The following is a 14,861-nucleotide window of genomic DNA, read 5'->3' as shown; positions in this document are numbered from 1 at the left end:
AAGAAGGGGCCCCTCCTTTCACGTCACCAGCCGCGCTCGGCCAGACGGTGGGGCTGGGGGATCTCGTCGACGTTGATGCCGACCATCGCCTCGCCCAGGCCACGGGAGACCTTCGCCAGCACGTCCGGGTCGTCGTGGAAGGTGGTGGCCTTGACGATCGCGGCGGCGCGCTGGGCCGGGTTGCCGGACTTGAAGATGCCGGAGCCGACGAAGACGCCCTCGGCGCCGAGCTGCATCATCATCGCCGCATCGGCCGGGGTGGCGATGCCACCGGCGGTGAAGAGCACCACCGGCAGCTTGCCGGTCTCGGCGACCTCCTTGACCAGCTCGTACGGCGCCTGGAGCTCCTTCGCGGCGACGAAGAGCTCGTCGGCCGGCAGCGAGGCCAGCCGGGCGATCTCCTGCCGGATCTTCCGCATGTGCATGGTGGCGTTGGAGACGTCACCGGTGCCGGCCTCGCCCTTGGAGCGGATCATGGCCGCGCCCTCGGTGATCCGGCGCAACGCCTCACCCAGGTTGGTCGCGCCGCAGACGAAGGGGACGGTGAACTGCCACTTGTCGATGTGGTTGGCGTAGTCGGCCGGGGTCAGCACCTCGGACTCGTCGACGTAGTCCACGCCGAGCGACTGGAGGACCTGCGCCTCGACGAAGTGGCCGATCCGGGCCTTGGCCATCACCGGGATGGAGACCGCCTCGATGATGCCGTCGATCATGTCGGGGTCGCTCATCCGGGACACCCCGCCCTGGGCGCGGATGTCGGCGGGCACCCGCTCCAGCGCCATGACGGCGACCGCGCCGGCGTCCTCGGCGATCTTCGCCTGCTCGGGGGTGACCACGTCCATGATCACGCCGCCCTTGAGCATCTCGGCCATGCCCCGCTTGACGCGGGCGGTGCCGATCACGGGCGTGGCGTCGGAGTTCGGGGAGGTGGATTCGGGCACGGGTCATCGCTCCTTGGACGGGCTGCGGGTGGCTGCGGGAAAAATGCTACGACGGGCGCAACGCCGCTCCGACAGCCAATCAGACCCCGGGTGGCCTGCTCTGTGGCCCGGGTCACGGCCGCTCCGCCGGGCCGGCGGCGGCCGACGGTCAGCCGGTGGGGACGTCGGCCGGCACGGCCAGCGTGGGGTCGTCGATGTCGAAATAGCGCGGCCACTCGCGTCCGCGCCCCATCCGCAACAGCCGCACCAGCGGGCGGCTGCGCGCCGAGCGGGCGTCCCGGACCAGATCGGTGTGCACCTGCCGGGCCAGGGCGAGCCGCCGGCTGGCCGCGATCACCGCCTCACAGACCGGGTCGGCCGGGTCCAGCACCACCGCCCGCAGCTGCCGGGTCAGGTCGTTCTCGGCCACCTCGCGCTCCTGCGGCTCGGCGTCCAGCGCGACCCGCGCCGCCGCGTACAGCTCGACGCCGAACCGCTGCTCGGCCAGGACCGCGGCGGCCGCCGCACGGCGCAGCAGGTGCGCGTCGAGCGCCCGGGCCGCCGCCTCCGCCCGGGCCTGCAGCCGCTGGACCCGGCCGGCCGTCCAGATCAGGTACGTCGAGACGAGCCCGACGACCACGATCGCGACCACCACCCACCACATGCCCGGCATCGTAGTGCTGCTCCGTTCCCGCCCGGTCACACCCGCCGCGGGACGCACCCGTCACCGCGGTCCCATCCGCCCCGGGCGCTCAGCCCAGCCCCACCCATTCCTGGTCGATGACCCGGCCGTCGGTGGCCTCGATCGCCGCTGCGTACACCTCCACGACCCGCCGGGCCACCACGGGCCAGTCGAAATTCGCCACCACCTGGTCGCCGCAGGCGGTCAGCGCGGCCCGCTGGTCGGCGTCGTCGAGCAACTCGGTCAGCACGGCGCCCAGCGCGACCGGGTCCCCGGTCGGGAAGAGCCGGCCGGCCCGTCCCCCGTCGAGCACCCGGCGGAACGCGTCGAGGTCGCTCGCCACCACGGTGGTGCCGGCGGCGAGCGCCTCGGTGAGGATCATCCCGAAGGACTCGCCGCCGGTGTTCGGTGCCACATAGAGGTGCGCGCTGCGCAGCATGCGCGCCTTGTCCGCCTCGGAGACCAGGCCGAGGAAGGTGACCCGGTCCCGCAGTTCGGCCGGGAACCGGTCGTACAGGTCGTCCCGGTCGCCGGGGCCGGCGACCAGCAGCCGCAGGCCCGGCCGGTGCGGGGCGAGCGCGACGAACGCGTCCCGCAGGATCGGGAAGCCCTTGCGCGGCTCGGTGAACCGGCCCAGGAAGCCGAGGGTGCCGCCGACGCCCGGCCCGCACTCCCCCGGCCAGTCGGGCAGCGGCGCCACCCCGGCGAACTTCGCCACGGTCACCCCGTTCGGGATCTCCACCGCCCCGCCGTCCATGTGCTCGACCTGCACCTTGCGGGCCAGCGCGCTGACCGCGATCCGGGCGGTGATCCGCTCCAGCAGGATCTGCAGCAGCCCCTGCGCGGCCGACAGCACCCGGGACCGGGTCATCGCGGTGTGGAAGGTCGCCACCACCGGACCCCGCGAGCAGAGCACGGCGAGCATCGACAGGCTGGGCGTCAACGGCTCGTGCACGTGCAGCACGTCGAAGTCGCCCCGGACGATCCACCGCCGCACCCGGGCGGTGGAGACCGGCCCGAACGCGATCCGGGCCACCGAGCCGTTGTACGGCAGCGGCACCGCCCGCCCCGCCGACACCACGTACGGCGGGAGCGTCGACTCCTCGTCGGCGGGGGCGAGCACGCTCACCTCGTGGCCCAGCCCGAGCAACGCCTCGGCCAGGTCAGTGACGTGGTTCTGCACCCCACCCGGCACGTCGAAGGAGTACGGACACACGATGCCGATCCGCACGTCAGTACCCCTCGCTCGCGACTACGGGGCTCCGCTGCGCTGCGCTGCACGCGCTCACCGCAGCGTGCCCCTCGCTCGCGACTGCGGAGCTCCGCTGCGCTGCACTCCTCGCGCCCACCACAGCCCGCCTCAGTTGGTTCCGGTGGCGGCCGGCGACGGCGTCCCACCGTCGGTCGTCGTGCGCTGGTCCAGCCACATCCGCTGCAACATGTGCCAGTCTTCCGGATGCCGGGCGATGCCCGCCGCCAGACCGTCGGCAATCCGCTGGGTCAGCACCCGGACCCGCTGGTCCAGCGGCCCGCTGGCCGGGTCGGGCAGCTCCAGCGGGCCCTCGATGGCGGCGCGGGCGGTGTCCGGCTCGTACCACAGGGAGGCGACGTAGAGCGGCGCCCCGGTGCGGATGGCCAGCAGGGCCGGCCCGGCCGGCATCCGGGTCCGGCCACCGAAGAAGTCCACCTCGATGCCCCGGGCGGAGAGGTCCCGGTCGGCCAGCAGCGGCACCACCGCGCCCGCCCGCAGCCGGTCCACCAGCACGTCGAAGGCCGGCCGGTCGCCGCCGTGGGTGGGCAGGATCTCCATCCCGAGGCCCTGCCGGAAGGCGAGGAACCGCTCGTAGAGGCCCTCCGGCTTGAGCCGCTCGGCGACCGTGGTGATCGGCCAGCCGGTGGCGGCCACCCAGGCGCCCGCGGCGTCCCAGTTACCGGCGTGCGGCAGCGCCACCACCGCGCCCCGACCGGCGGCCACGTCGTCGGCGAGCAGTTCCATCCCGTCGAGGCGGAACCCGTCGAGGATCTGCCGGCGGCTCAGCGCGGGCAGCCGGAACGCCTCCATCCAGTACCGGGCGTACGAGCGCAGGCCGCGCCGGACCAGGTCGTCGAGTTCGGCCTCGGGCAGGTCCGGGCCGACCACCCGGCGCAGGTTGGCGCGCAGTCGGGCCGTACCCCCGCCGGGGCGCCGGGCGGCGCGGTCGGCGCCCGCCCGGAAGGCCGCGGCCACCACGGGCCGGGGCAGCGCGCGGACCAGGCGCCAGCCGGCGACGTAGCCGAGTTCGGTGAGGTTCACTCCCGGCCGACCAGCTGGGCCTGCCGGTACACGTGGGCCATCCGCTGCCCGACCGTGAAGATCGAGACGGCGGCGAGCAGCCAGAGCGCGATCTCCAGCGCCAGCGGCACCCCGAGACCGGTGAGCAGGCCGCCCACCCCGACGATGAGCAGCCGCTCGGTCCGCTCGGCGATACCGACGTTGCAGGTCATCCCGAGACCCTCGGCGCGGGCCTTGACGTAGGAGACCAGCCCACCGGCGGCCAGGCAGATCAGCGCGGCGGCCGTCCCGGCGTGGTCGCCCTCGGTGGCCAGCCAGTACGCGACCGCGCCGAACACCGCGCTGTCGGCGATCCGGTCCATGCTCGAGTCGAGGAACGCGCCGAACCGCGTCGACCCGCCGCTCATCCGGGCCATCGTCCCGTCGAGCAGGTCGGTCAGCGCGAAGAACGTGACGATCAGCGCCCCGGCGACCAGTTGGCCGCGGGCGCCGAAGCCGAGGGCGCCGACGAGCACGCCGACGGTGCCGGTCACGGTGACCGCGTTGGGGGACACACCCGCGCGGAGCAGTCCGCGCGCGACCGGCTCCACGACGCGGGTCATCCCCGCGCGGGCCGTCACTTGGAAGATCTTCGCCATGGCGGTCCCACGATATCGGCCGCCCGTCCAGGGCGGTACGGCCGGTGGCGGCGAGCCGTCCGACAGGCTTGTGCGCCGGTGGGCAACGGGTGTGAGATCGGGGTGGGAGGTGAGCCACTTCACCGGATCACCCGTCCGAGATCCGTGGTCGCCGAGACCACCGGAGGATATCGCCGCGGCACCCGCCCGGGCCCGCTTCCCCGTCGCGTGCGGCGGTCCACCACCACCGGCTGAGGGAGGTGCGCCGCGATGGCGCAGAAAAATCAGGAGAAGGGTGTCACCGGCGGCGCGCCGGTGGTGACCGCACCCGACAGGGTCCGCAACGTGGTGCTCGTGGGGCACTCCGGGGCCGGCAAGACCACCCTGGTCGAGGCGCTGCTCGCGGCCAGCGGCACGATCGGCCGGGCCGGCTCCGTCACCGACGGCACCACGGTCTGCGACCACGATCCGGCGGCGGTCCGCCAGCAGCGCTCGGTGAGCCTGGCCTGTGCCCCGCTGCTGCACGCCGACGTCAAGGTCAACCTCCTGGACACCCCCGGTTACGGCGACTTCGTCGGCGAGCTGCGCGCCGGCCTGCGCGCCGCCGACGCCGCGCTCTTCGTGGTGTCGGCGGTCGACGGGATGGACGCCGCCACCGCCGCCCTGTGGGAGGAGTGCGCCGCCGTCGACATGCCGCGCGCCGTCGCGGTGACCCGGCTCGACCACCCGCGCGCCGACTTCGACGAGTCGGTGGCGCTCTGCCAGCGGGTCTTCGGCGACAACGTGCTGCCGCTCTACCTGCCGATGCTCGGCGACGACGGCGAGTCCGTCGCCGGGCTGATGGGTCTGATCACCCGGCGGGTCTTCGACTATTCCACCGGGCTGCCCGCCGAGATCCGGGAACCCGACCCGGAGCACCTGCCGGCCATCCTGGAGGCCCGCAACGAGCTGATCGAGGGGGTCATCGCCGAGAGCGAGGACGAGACCCTGATGGACCGCTACCTCGGCGGCGAGGAGATCGACACCGAGGTGCTGATCACCGACCTGGAGAAGGCGGTCGCCCGGGGCCACTTCTATCCGGTGGTGCCGGTCTGCGCGGAGACCGGCGTCGGCCTGGACGTGCTGCTGGACGGACTGGTGTCGGCGTTCCCCTCCCCGCTGGAGCACGAGCTGCCCGAGATCACCGGGGTGGACGGCTCGCCCCGGCCGCCGTTGCACTGCGACCCGACCGGCCCGCTGGTGGCCGAGGTGGTCAAGACCACCGTCGACCGGCACGTCGGTCGGGTCTCCCTGGTCCGGGTCTTCTCCGGCACGCTCCGCCCCGACCAGGTCATCCACGTCTCCGGGCACGGCATGGCCGAGCGCGGGCACCCCGACCACGACGCCGACGAGCGGGTCGGGCACCTCTACACGCCGCTCGGCGCGACCCTGCGCGAGGTGACCGCCTGCGTGGCGGGTGACCTGTGCGCGATCACCAAGTCGGGCAGCGCGGAGACCGGCGACACCATCTCCGCCAAGGAGGAGCCGCTGCTCATCGCCCCGTGGGAGATGCCCGAGCCGCTGCTGCCGGTGGCCATCGTGGCACACAGCCGGGCCGACGAGGACGCGCTCGCCCGGAACCTGGGCCGGCTGGTCGCCGGTGACCCGACGCTGCGGCTGGAACGCAACCCCGAGACCCACCAGCTGGTGCTCTGGTGCATGGGCGAGGCGCACGCCGACGTGGTGCTGGACCGGCTGCGGGCCGGCGGGGTCGAGCTGGAGACCGAGCCGGTACGGGTGGCGCTGCGCGAGACGCTGACCACCGCCGCCAAGGGGCACGGCCGGCACGTCAAGCAGTCCGGCGGCCACGGCCAGTACGCCGTCTGCGACATCGAGGTCGAGCCGCTGCCGCGCGGGGCCGGCTTCGAGTTCGTCGACAAGGTCGTCGGCGGCGCCGTCCCGCACAACTACATCCCGTCGGTGGAGAAGGGCGTCCGGGCACAGCTGGAACGCGGTCTGGTCGCCGGCTTCCCGGTGGTGGACCTGCGGGTGACCCTCTTCGACGGCAAGGCGCACAGCGTGGACTCCTCCGACGCGGCCTTCCAGACCGCCGGGGCGCTCGCCCTGCGCGACGCCGCCGAGAAGGGGCAGCCGACCCTGCTGGAGCCGGTCGACGAGGTGACCGTGCGGGTGCCCGACTCGGCGGTCGGCGCGGTGATGGGCGACCTCTCCGGCCGGCGCGGCCGGGTGCTCGGCACCGAACCCGACCCGGACGCGGAGGGCCGCACCCTGGTCCGGGCCGAGGTGCCCGCCACCGAGCTGCTCCGCTACGCCGTCGAGCTGCGCTCGATGACCGCCGGCACCGGCACCTTCCGCCGCGAGTTCGCCCGCTACGACCCGATGCCCACCCACCTCGCCGACCAGGCCCGCAAGGAACACACCACCCGCACCTGACCCCCGCCCCACCTCCTCCCCCTCCGCACCACCCACCCACCCACCCGCCCAGGCGGCGGCAAAATTCACAGAAAGAGTGGCTTCCCGAAGCGGAATGACCACTGTTTCCGTGAATTTGCGCTGGGGCGGGGGGTGGGGGCGGTCAGGGGCGGGCGGTGGGGACGGGGGGCATGGGCCAGTGGGGGCGGTCGGCGTCGCGGAGGGCGGCGCTGCGCAGGGCCGCCAGTTGGCGTTCCACCTCGGCGAAGTGGTCGGGGGCGAGCGGACCCCGGCGCAGGGCGGCGGCGTTCTCCTCGACCTGGGCGACCGTACGGGCGCCGGGGATCGGCACGGCGCGCTCGCTGCGCGCCCAGATCCAGCCGAGCGCACCCTGGGCGAGGGTCCGGCCGTCGGCGGTGAGCGCACCCCGCACGGCGGCCACCCGGCGCAGCCACTCCGGGGCGGGCCGGCCGCTGCGGAACCACTCCAGCCAGGTCGACGCGGTCCCCCGGATGTCGTCCCGGGGCAGCGTGGAGTCGGTGCCGTACTTGCCGGTCAGCAGGCCCATCCCGAGCGGACCACGGGCCACGCTGGCCAGGTCGAGCTTGTCGCAGACCGCCAGCATCGCCGGCGCGTCCCGCAGCACGGACAGGCCGTGCTGCACCACGCTGGCGCCGGGGGCGAGCTGGCCGAAGGCGGCAGCCCGGTCGGCCCGGTCGGTGCTCCAGCCGTACGCCCGGACCAGGCCGTCGGCGACCAACTCCTCGAGGGTGCCCACCAGCGCCTCGACCCGGGGCACCGGCAGGTCACCCAGGTGCAGCTGATAGAGGTCGATCCGGTCGGTGCCCAGCCGGCGCAGCGAGTCGGTCACCGCCCGGCGCAGGTACGCCGGGGAGGCGTCCTCCCCGGTCGCCTCCCGGGTGGCCTCGTCGAAGGTGTAGCCCCACTTGGTGGCGATCACCGCCTCGTCGCGGCGGCCGGCCAGCGCCCGGCCGAGGATCCGCTCGCCGTGCCCCGCACCGTACGTGTCGGCGGTGTCGAAGAAGGTCACCCCGAGCTCCAGCGCCCGGCGTACCGCGCGGACCGACTCGTCGTCGTCCACCGCGCCCCAGCCGAGCGGGCGGCCGGCCTCGGCCCACGGACCACCGATCGCCCAGCAGCCCATGCCGAGCGCGCTGACCTCGATACCGCTGCGGCCCAACGTCCGCGTGGTGACTGCCATCGCCGCATCCTGTCACCTCCCGCGCGGTGGCGGGCGGGTACGTCACCCGTGGTGCATGATCGACCACATGAGACGGCTCGGGGTGGATGTCGGCGGGGTCATCATCGAACGGTCCGACGGCGACGACGACACCTCGTTCTTCGGGCCGGACTACCTGCGTACGCCGCCGCTGACCGGGGTGTTCGAGGCGCTGGCCGCGCTGGTGCCACGCTTCGACGAGGCGTACGTGGTGTCGAAGTGCTCGGAGCCGACCGAGCGGCGCACCCGGGACTGGCTGGCCCACCACGACTTCGCCGCCCGGACCGGGATCGACCCGGACCGGTGGTACTTCTGCGCCACCCGGCCGGAGAAGGGGCCAATCGCCGCCCGGCTGCGGCTGACCCACTTCGTCGACGACCGGCTGGACGTGCTGACCTGTCTCGACACCGTGCCGCACCGCTACCTGCTCGGTGCGCCGCGGAGCGCGGTCGCGGCGGCGCAGGAGGCCGGCGTGCACCGGGTGGCGAGCTGGCCGGAGCTGGCAGCCGTCCTCGCCGCGCAGCTCACGCCGGGCCCGGCCGGAGGGTGACCGCCCGGGCCGCCGGTCAGCGCGGGGTGGCGTACGCCCGCCCGGGCCGCCGGTCAGCGCGGGGTGGCGTACGCCAGCGGCACCGGCGTCGGGCGGTCCGGCCAGGTGCCGGTCAGCGCGAACGCACCGGCCGGCTCCCCGTCGCCGTCGAGGCGGCGCCGGACGACCAGCTCGACCGCGTCGGTCAGGATGAGCGCGGGGTCGGCATCCACCACCCGGCGGGGCGCGCCGACGGCGGGCGCCGGCGCGTCCCCGGTGCCGGTGGCGGCCACGGTCATGCTCGGCTCGCGGTACTGCCGCTCGCCGTCGACCTCGAAGAACTCCCGGGCCTGGCCGGTGCCGGCCAGGATGGCGTCCGCCAGCGCGGCGGCATAGACCGGGTCGCCGCAGCCGTCGTAGACCCAGCGCGGGCCGAGCACCGTGTGGTGGGTGGTGCCGACGAGCCAGCCGTCCGCGCCCGCCAGTGGCGCCCCCCGGTAGGTCAGTGGCACCTGGTGGACCGGGCCGTCCCCGGCCCGGACCAGGATCGTCTCGATGCCGACCTCGCCGGCCGGGTCGTCGAACCGGAAGCCCGCCACCCGGACCGGCTCGGTGCCCGCCGGCCCGTGGAACCAGCGCCGGCCGGGCAGCCACGTCGCCAGCAGCTCGAGCTTCGTGGGGCGGATCTCCGCCCGGTGCAGCAACGCCATGCGCGGAATCGTAGAGGCCGCCGTGCGACCTCGCCGCCCGGCGTACGTTTGGTGACCGGGTCGCGGAGGCATTAGCGCTGCCGGAGGGGGCCATGACCGGCACGTCGGAACAGATCACACGGGCGACCGAGATACAGCCGGCGCCGCGCTGGGTGGCACCCGTGTTCGGGCTGCTGGCGCTGCTCACCCTGCCCTGGATCGGCTACCTCGCGCTGACGCTGCCCCACCATGCGGTGACGGTGCACTACCGGGCCGCGTGGGTGGGTTTCGACCTGGGGCTGGTGGCGATGCTGGCGCTGACCGCCTGGTACGCGTACCGGGGGCACCGGCTGGTGGTGCCCGCGGCCGGCGGCACCGCCACCATGCTGCTGGTGGACGCCTGGTTCGACGTGGTCACCACCCCGGCCGGGCCGGACCTGGCGCTGTCGATCCTGCTGGCCGCGCTGGTGGAGCTGCCGCTCGCCGCGGTGTGCGTGTGGATCGCGCGGCACGGTGACCGGATGGTGGAGCGCCGGTTGCGGCAGCTCGCCGCCCGGGCCGAACTGGCGCACGCCGAGGGTGCCGGCCGTCGCCGGCTGCCCCGCCTCCGCGTGCCGCTGCGCTGACGGCTGCGACCCGACCGGGCGCGGGTCAGGCCGGCCAGGCCCTGGCGAACAGGTCGCGGGTGTCGGCGAGCAGCTGCGGCAGGACCTTGGTGCGGCCGATGACCGGCATGAAGTTGGCGTCGCCGCCCCAGCGGGGCACCACGTGCTGGTGCAGGTGCGCGGCGATGCCCGCGCCGGCCACCCCGCCCTGGTTCATGCCCAGGTTGAAGCCGTGCGCGTTGGAGACCTGCCGGACCACCCGCATGGCGTCCTTGGTGAAGGCGGCCAGCTCGGTGGTCTCCGGCGCGTCCAGCTCGGTGTAGTCGGCGACGTGCCGGTAGGGGCAGACCAGCAGGTGCCCCGGGTTGTACGGATAGAGGTTGAGCACCGCGAAGACGTGCTCGCCCCGGGCGACGACCAGGCTCTCCTCCGGCGGCAGGCCGGGGGCCAGGCAGAACGGGCAGCCGGTCGGCTTCTCGTAGCCGCCCTCGGGCCGGTCCTCGCCGGAGATGTAGGTCATCCGGTGCGGCGTCCAGAGCCGTTCCAGCCCGTCCGCCAGCCCGTCGTCGGTGCCGTTCCCGCTGTGCCGCTCCGCCCCAGTCACACCAGCGATCCTACGGTCCACCCGTGGCCCGTGCCGATCACGCTGGGCGGCCGGAGAGGTGTGAGAAGGGGCCCCTTCTCTACGCCAGGCGTTAAGAGGGGGCCCCTGCTTACATCTCAGCTCTCGGCGGAGGGGCCGGCGTTGGTGCGGGAGCGGACCACGTCGAGGATGTGGCTGACCGCCTCGGCCGTCGGTACGCCGTTGCGCTGCGAGCCGTCCCGGTAGCGGAAGGAGACCGTGCCGGCGGCCACGTCGTCGTCACCGGCGATCACCATGAACGGGATCTTCTGCTGCTGCGCGTTGCGGATCTTCTTCTGCATCCGGTCGTCGCCGAAGTCGACCTCGGCCCGGATCCCCTGCCGGGTCAGCGTGCCGACGAACTCCTGGAGGTAGTCGGCGTGGTCGTCGCGGATCGGGATGCCGACCACCTGCACCGGGGCGAGCCAGGCCGGGAAGGCGCCCGCGTAGTGCTCGGTGAGCACCCCGATGAACCGCTCGATGGAGCCGAACTTCGCGCAGTGGATCATGACGGGCTGCTGCCGGGTGCCGTCGGCCGCCTGGTACTCCAGGCCGAAGCCCTTCGGCTGGTTGAAGTCGTACTGGATGGTCGACAGCTGCCAGGTCCGGCCGATGGCGTCCTTGGCCTGCACCGAGATCTTCGGGCCGTAGAAGGCCGCGCCACCCGGGTCGGGCACCAGGTCCAGGCCGGTCTCCCGGGCGCACTGCTCCAGCACCGCGGTCGCCGTCGCCCAGTCCTCGTCGGAGCCGACGAACTTGTCGAGCCTGCTCTCGTCGCGGGTCGACAGCTCCAGGTAGAAGTCGTCGATGCCGAAGTCCTTCAGCAGGCTGAGCACGAACCCGAGCAGGTGCTTGATCTCACCCGGCGCCTGCTCCTTGGTGCAGTAGGAGTGCGAGTCGTCCTGGGTCAGGCCGCGCACCCGGGTCAGGCCGTGCACCACGCCGGACTTCTCGTAGCGGTAGACCGAGCCGAACTCGAACAGCCGCATCGGCAGCTGCCGGTAGGACCGCCCGCGCGACCGGTAGATCAGGTTGTGCATCGGGCAGTTCATCGCCTTGAGGTAGTAGTCCGCGCCCTCGAGCTCCATGGGCGGGTACATGCCGTCGGCGTAGTAGGGCAGGTGGCCCGAGGTGTGGAAGAGCCCTTCCTTCGAGATGTGCGGGGTCCCGACGTACTGGAAGCCCTCCTCGATGTGGCGGGCGCGGACGTAGTCCTCCATCACCCGCTTGATCACGCCGCCCTTGGGGTGGAAGACCGCGAGGCCGGAGCCGATCTCGTCGGGGAAGCTGAACAGGTCCAGGTCCGCGCCGAGCTTGCGGTGGTCGCGCCGGGCGGCCTCCTCCAACAGCTTCAGGTACGCCTTCAGCTCGTCCCGGGTCGGCCACGCGGTGCCGTAGACCCGCTGCAGCTGCGGGTTCTTCTCCGACCCGCGCCAGTAGGCGGCGGCCGAGCGCATCAGCTTGAACGCGCCGATCAGCCGGGTGTTCGGCAGGTGCGGGCCCCGGCACAGGTCCGACCAGCAGACCTTGTCCTCGTTCGCGGCGAGGTTGTCGTAGATGGTCAGCTCGCCGCCGCCCACCTCCATCACCTCGGAGGAGTCCAGCCCCTCCCCCTTGACGTCGATCAGCTCCAGCTTGAACGGCTCGGCGGCCAGCTCGGCCTTGGCCTCGTCCAGGCTGCCGAAGCGCCGCCGCCGGAACCGCTGCCCGGACTTGACGATCTCCTGCATCCGCTTCTCGAGCTTGCCGAGGTCGTCCGGCTGGAACGGCTTGTCGACCGCGAAGTCGTAGTAGAAGCCGTTCTCGATGGGCGGGCCGATGCCGAGCTTGGCGTCGGGGAAGACGTCCTGCACGGCCTGGGCGAGCACGTGCGCGGTCGAGTGCCGCAGCACGTTCAGGCCGTCCGGCGAGTCGAGGGTCACCGGTTCGACGGTGACCTCCTGCGCCGGCGTCCAGTCCAGGTCGCGCAGCTGGCCCTGCGGGTCGCGGACCACCACGACGGCCTTCGGGCCGGTCATCGGCAGGCCGGCCGCGGCCACCGCGTCGGCCGCCGTCGTCCCGGTGGCGACGACGACGGGGTCGGCCACGGCGGGGGTACGGGGTGCGGACACGGTGACTCCTGTCGTCGATGGGGATCTTCGAGTGCCGACTGAGCGGCTCCTGCGATGCTATCGGGCGTCCCCCGCGCCCCGTCGGCCGCGCCGCGCTGTCCCGGTCGGTGGCCCGGACGAGTTCAGCCCCGCGTTGAACCTTTCCGCGCCCCGGGCCGAACTACCGGGTGTGGCCGGCGCCGGAACCGGCCGCGTCGAGACGGATGGGGACGACCATGAGGATGACCCGTCGGGGTCGGCGGTGGGCGGGCACGCTGCTGCTGACCGCCGTACTGGGGCCGGTGAGCTGGCCCGGCGCCGCGCACGCCGCCGAGGTGACGATCTCGACCTCGCCGGCCGAGGTGCACCAGGGCGACGCGGTGGAGGTGGCCGTCGTGCTGCCCGAGGAGCGGACCGGCAGCCGGACCACCCGGATCGAGCTGCGGATGCCGGCGGACGCGCCGATCGGTGAGGTCTATCCGCTGTCGGTGCCGGGCTGGGCGCCCCGGATCACCACCCGCACCCTGGACCGGCCGGTCGCCGGCATCCACGCCCCGGAACTGGACCAGGTGACCGAGGCGGTGACCTGGATCCGGGTGCCGGACGCGGCGACCGGCCCGGCCCGGCTCTCGCTCGGCATGGGCCCGATGCCGGCCACCGACCGGTTGACCTTCCAGGTGGTCCAGACGTACGCCGACGGCACGGTGGTCCGGTGGGCGGACCCGCCGGGTGGGGCGCACCCGGCCCCGACGGTCACCCTGCTGCCGGCGCTGCCCGGCGCGGGTGGGCATGGCGGCCACGGCTCGGCCGCCGAGGCACCGGCGGACGGGCCGGCCCCGGCGGCGGCCGGTGCCGACGACGGCCCGAGCGCCGACCTGCTGCTGGGCGGCGGGCTGCTCGTCGGGCTGGCCGGCGGCGCGGCACTGGGCTGGCTGTTCAGCCGTCGACGCCGCACCGCGCTGACCCTCCCCGACGCGGCGGCCGACGACGCCGACCCCACGGAGGACGACCTCGACCCCACCGAGGACGAGCCACCCCACCGCGGCGACGGCGGCGAGCCGGTCCTCTCGGTGCGCGGCGGCACCCGGGCCGCCGCCCACTGACCCGCCGCCCCGACACCAGCTCGCCGACGTGGCGGTCCGCGCACAGCCGACGGCCACGTCGCCGACCTGGCTTCCCCGGCCGGGCACAGGTCGGGCCGGCACGGGGAGGAGGGGATCAGGGGTGCGCGGGCAGCCAGTCGGGCAGCGGCTCGCGGGCGGCGAGCCAGCCGTCCGGCACGCCACCGGCGGTGCCGACCCCGGTGTACGCGGCGACCACCGCACCGACGATCGCGGCGGTGGTGTCGACGTCCCCGCCCGCCTCCACGCAGACCCGGATCGCGGTCGGGTAGTCGTCCAGGTGGGTGGCGGCCACCCAGAGGGTGAACGGGACGGTGTCCTGGGCGGTCACCCGGGAACCGTTGCCGAGCACGGCGGCGGCCTCGCCGGGCGGGCGGCCCAGGAGGACGGCGGCCCGGCGTACCCCGGCGTGGACCTCGCCGGCCGGGTCGAGCGCGGCGGTCACCGCGGCGAGCCAGCGGGCCGGCTCGGGCCGGTCACCGTCGAGCCGGGCCCGGGCGGCGAGCGCGGCGGCGACGGCCACCGCCACCGCCCCGGCGATCCCCTCGGGGTGCGCATGGGTGATCTCGGCGGTGGCGCGGGCCTGCGCGGCGGCCCGCCGGGTGGAGTCGGCGTACCAGGCGCCGAGCGGCCCACCCGCATGGCCGCGCCGTTGCCGCACGAGCCCTGCCCGTCGAACGCCGCCGCGGCGGCCACCGGCCACGGCGTGCCGGTGCGGATCAGCCGCAGGATGGTCACCGCCCCCGGGCCGTAGCCCCGGTAGGGCTCGCAGCGCTCGGCGAAGTCCAGCGCCAGCCGGTCCCGGTCGATGCCGTCCACCTCGGCCAGTGCGGCCACCACCGAGCAGGCCATCTCGGTGTCGTCGGTCCACGGCCACGGTGGCGGCGGCAGCCGCCCGGCGGCGAGATCCCCGGGGCGGCGGCCCGGCACGAAGAACTGGCTGCCGAGGGCGTCGCCGACCGACAGGCCGGCGAGCGAGTCCCGGGCCAACGTGAGGCGGGTGTCGGGAAAGAGGGTGAACGTCATCGCCGTCCCAGCTTGCCCGGTTCCGGGGAGTGCCGC

General features: G+C 74.3%; 13 protein-coding genes and 1 pseudogene. 4 read left to right on the top strand and 10 right to left on the bottom strand.

Annotated elements, in window-relative coordinates; genetic code table 11:
- Positions 1-23 precede the first annotated feature (23 nt).
- The 5 genes from pdxS to pgsA all read right to left on the bottom strand — a co-directional run bounded on the left by pdxS (position 24) and on the right by pgsA (position 4,512).
- Entirely contained in the window at positions 24-941 is a 918-nt protein-coding gene (gene pdxS, locus MRQ36_RS23585; protein ID WP_308194906.1) for a pyridoxal 5'-phosphate synthase lyase subunit PdxS, read from the bottom strand.
- A gap of 148 nt (positions 942-1,089) precedes the next feature.
- Positions 1,090-1,593, bottom strand: a complete 504-nt coding sequence (locus MRQ36_RS23580) for a hypothetical protein (RefSeq protein ID WP_242798793.1) — start codon at positions 1,591-1,593, stop codon at positions 1,090-1,092.
- 79 nt (positions 1,594-1,672) lie between these two features.
- Complete coding sequence (locus tag MRQ36_RS23575) at positions 1,673-2,833, bottom strand: glycosyltransferase family 4 protein (protein WP_242798791.1); 1,161 nt, start codon at positions 2,831-2,833, stop codon at positions 1,673-1,675.
- Between the two features lie 129 nt (positions 2,834-2,962).
- Positions 2,963-3,895 carry a phosphatidylinositol mannoside acyltransferase gene (locus tag MRQ36_RS23570; protein WP_242798789.1) on the bottom strand — a complete coding sequence of 311 codons (933 nt, stop codon included), beginning with the start codon at positions 3,893-3,895 and terminating at the stop codon, positions 2,963-2,965.
- On the bottom strand, positions 3,892-4,512 hold the full coding sequence (gene pgsA / locus MRQ36_RS23565) for a phosphatidylinositol phosphate synthase (protein WP_242798787.1): 621 nt from the start codon (positions 4,510-4,512) through the stop codon (positions 3,892-3,894). Before pgsA ends, MRQ36_RS23570 begins: the two co-directional genes overlap by 4 nt.
- 249 nt (positions 4,513-4,761) lie before the next feature.
- Here pgsA and MRQ36_RS23560 point away from each other — a divergent pair, with 249 nt between their 5' ends.
- Positions 4,762-6,924: an elongation factor G-like protein EF-G2 gene (locus MRQ36_RS23560; RefSeq protein WP_242798785.1), complete on the top strand. Its 2,163-nt coding sequence runs from the start codon at positions 4,762-4,764 to the stop codon at positions 6,922-6,924.
- A 142-nt stretch (positions 6,925-7,066) separates the two neighbouring features.
- On the opposite strand, the gene MRQ36_RS23555 is transcribed toward MRQ36_RS23560, so the two are convergent.
- Positions 7,067-8,125, bottom strand: coding sequence for an aldo/keto reductase (locus MRQ36_RS23555; RefSeq protein WP_242798783.1), 1,059 nt, complete (start codon positions 8,123-8,125; stop codon positions 7,067-7,069).
- A 67-nt stretch (positions 8,126-8,192) separates the two neighbouring features.
- Here MRQ36_RS23555 and MRQ36_RS23550 point away from each other — a divergent pair, with 67 nt between their 5' ends.
- Entirely contained in the window at positions 8,193-8,693 is a 501-nt protein-coding gene (locus MRQ36_RS23550) for a hypothetical protein (protein ID WP_242798781.1), read from the top strand.
- Between the two features lie 53 nt (positions 8,694-8,746).
- Here the strand turns inward: MRQ36_RS23550 and MRQ36_RS23545 are convergent, their stop codons facing one another.
- A complete protein-coding gene (locus tag MRQ36_RS23545) occupies positions 8,747-9,382 on the bottom strand; it encodes a hypothetical protein (RefSeq protein WP_242798779.1) in 636 nt (211 codons plus the stop codon).
- A 161-nt stretch (positions 9,383-9,543) separates the two neighbouring features.
- Here MRQ36_RS23545 and MRQ36_RS23540 point away from each other — a divergent pair, with 161 nt between their 5' ends.
- Positions 9,544-9,987, top strand: coding sequence for a hypothetical protein (locus MRQ36_RS23540; RefSeq protein WP_242798777.1), 444 nt, complete (start codon positions 9,544-9,546; stop codon positions 9,985-9,987).
- A gap of 25 nt (positions 9,988-10,012) precedes the next feature.
- Here the strand turns inward: MRQ36_RS23540 and MRQ36_RS23535 are convergent, their stop codons facing one another.
- Positions 10,013-10,570, bottom strand: a complete 558-nt coding sequence (locus MRQ36_RS23535) for an HIT domain-containing protein (protein ID WP_374250637.1) — start codon at positions 10,568-10,570, stop codon at positions 10,013-10,015.
- A 116-nt stretch (positions 10,571-10,686) separates the two neighbouring features.
- A complete protein-coding gene (gene thrS, locus MRQ36_RS23530) occupies positions 10,687-12,699 on the bottom strand; it encodes a threonine--tRNA ligase (RefSeq protein ID WP_242798775.1) in 2,013 nt (670 codons plus the stop codon).
- 215 nt (positions 12,700-12,914) lie between these two features.
- Here thrS and MRQ36_RS23525 point away from each other — a divergent pair, with 215 nt between their 5' ends.
- A complete protein-coding gene (locus tag MRQ36_RS23525; RefSeq protein ID WP_242798773.1) occupies positions 12,915-13,781 on the top strand; it encodes a DUF1775 domain-containing protein in 867 nt (288 codons plus the stop codon).
- Between the two features lie 115 nt (positions 13,782-13,896).
- Here MRQ36_RS23525 and MRQ36_RS23520 read toward each other — a convergent pair.
- Positions 13,897-14,825 (bottom strand): annotated as a pseudogene (locus MRQ36_RS23520) (ADP-ribosylglycohydrolase family protein).
- Between the last annotated feature and the right edge of the window lie 36 nt (positions 14,826-14,861).

Source organism: Micromonospora sp. R77, from assembly GCF_022747945.1.
GTDB lineage: Bacteria > Actinomycetota > Actinomycetes > Mycobacteriales > Micromonosporaceae > Micromonospora.
The sequence above is the reverse complement of the archived record's forward strand: the minus strand, read 5'-3'. Positions and strand labels throughout refer to the sequence as shown.

Coding starts and splice junctions, on each gene's coding strand:
- MRQ36_RS23580 (WP_242798793.1), bottom strand. CDS start 1,593: ATGCCGGGCATGTGGTGGGTGGTGGTCGCGATCGTGGTCGTCGGGCTC.
- pgsA (WP_242798787.1), bottom strand. CDS start 4,512: ATGGCGAAGATCTTCCAAGTGACGGCCCGCGCGGGGATGACCCGCGTC.
- MRQ36_RS23560 (WP_242798785.1), top strand. CDS start 4,762: ATGGCGCAGAAAAATCAGGAGAAGGGTGTCACCGGCGGCGCGCCGGTG.
- MRQ36_RS23555 (WP_242798783.1), bottom strand. CDS start 8,125: ATGGCAGTCACCACGCGGACGTTGGGCCGCAGCGGTATCGAGGTCAGC.
- MRQ36_RS23550 (WP_242798781.1), top strand. CDS start 8,193: ATGAGACGGCTCGGGGTGGATGTCGGCGGGGTCATCATCGAACGGTCC.
- MRQ36_RS23545 (WP_242798779.1), bottom strand. CDS start 9,382: ATGGCGTTGCTGCACCGGGCGGAGATCCGCCCCACGAAGCTCGAGCTG.
- MRQ36_RS23525 (WP_242798773.1), top strand. CDS start 12,915: ATGAGGATGACCCGTCGGGGTCGGCGGTGGGCGGGCACGCTGCTGCTG.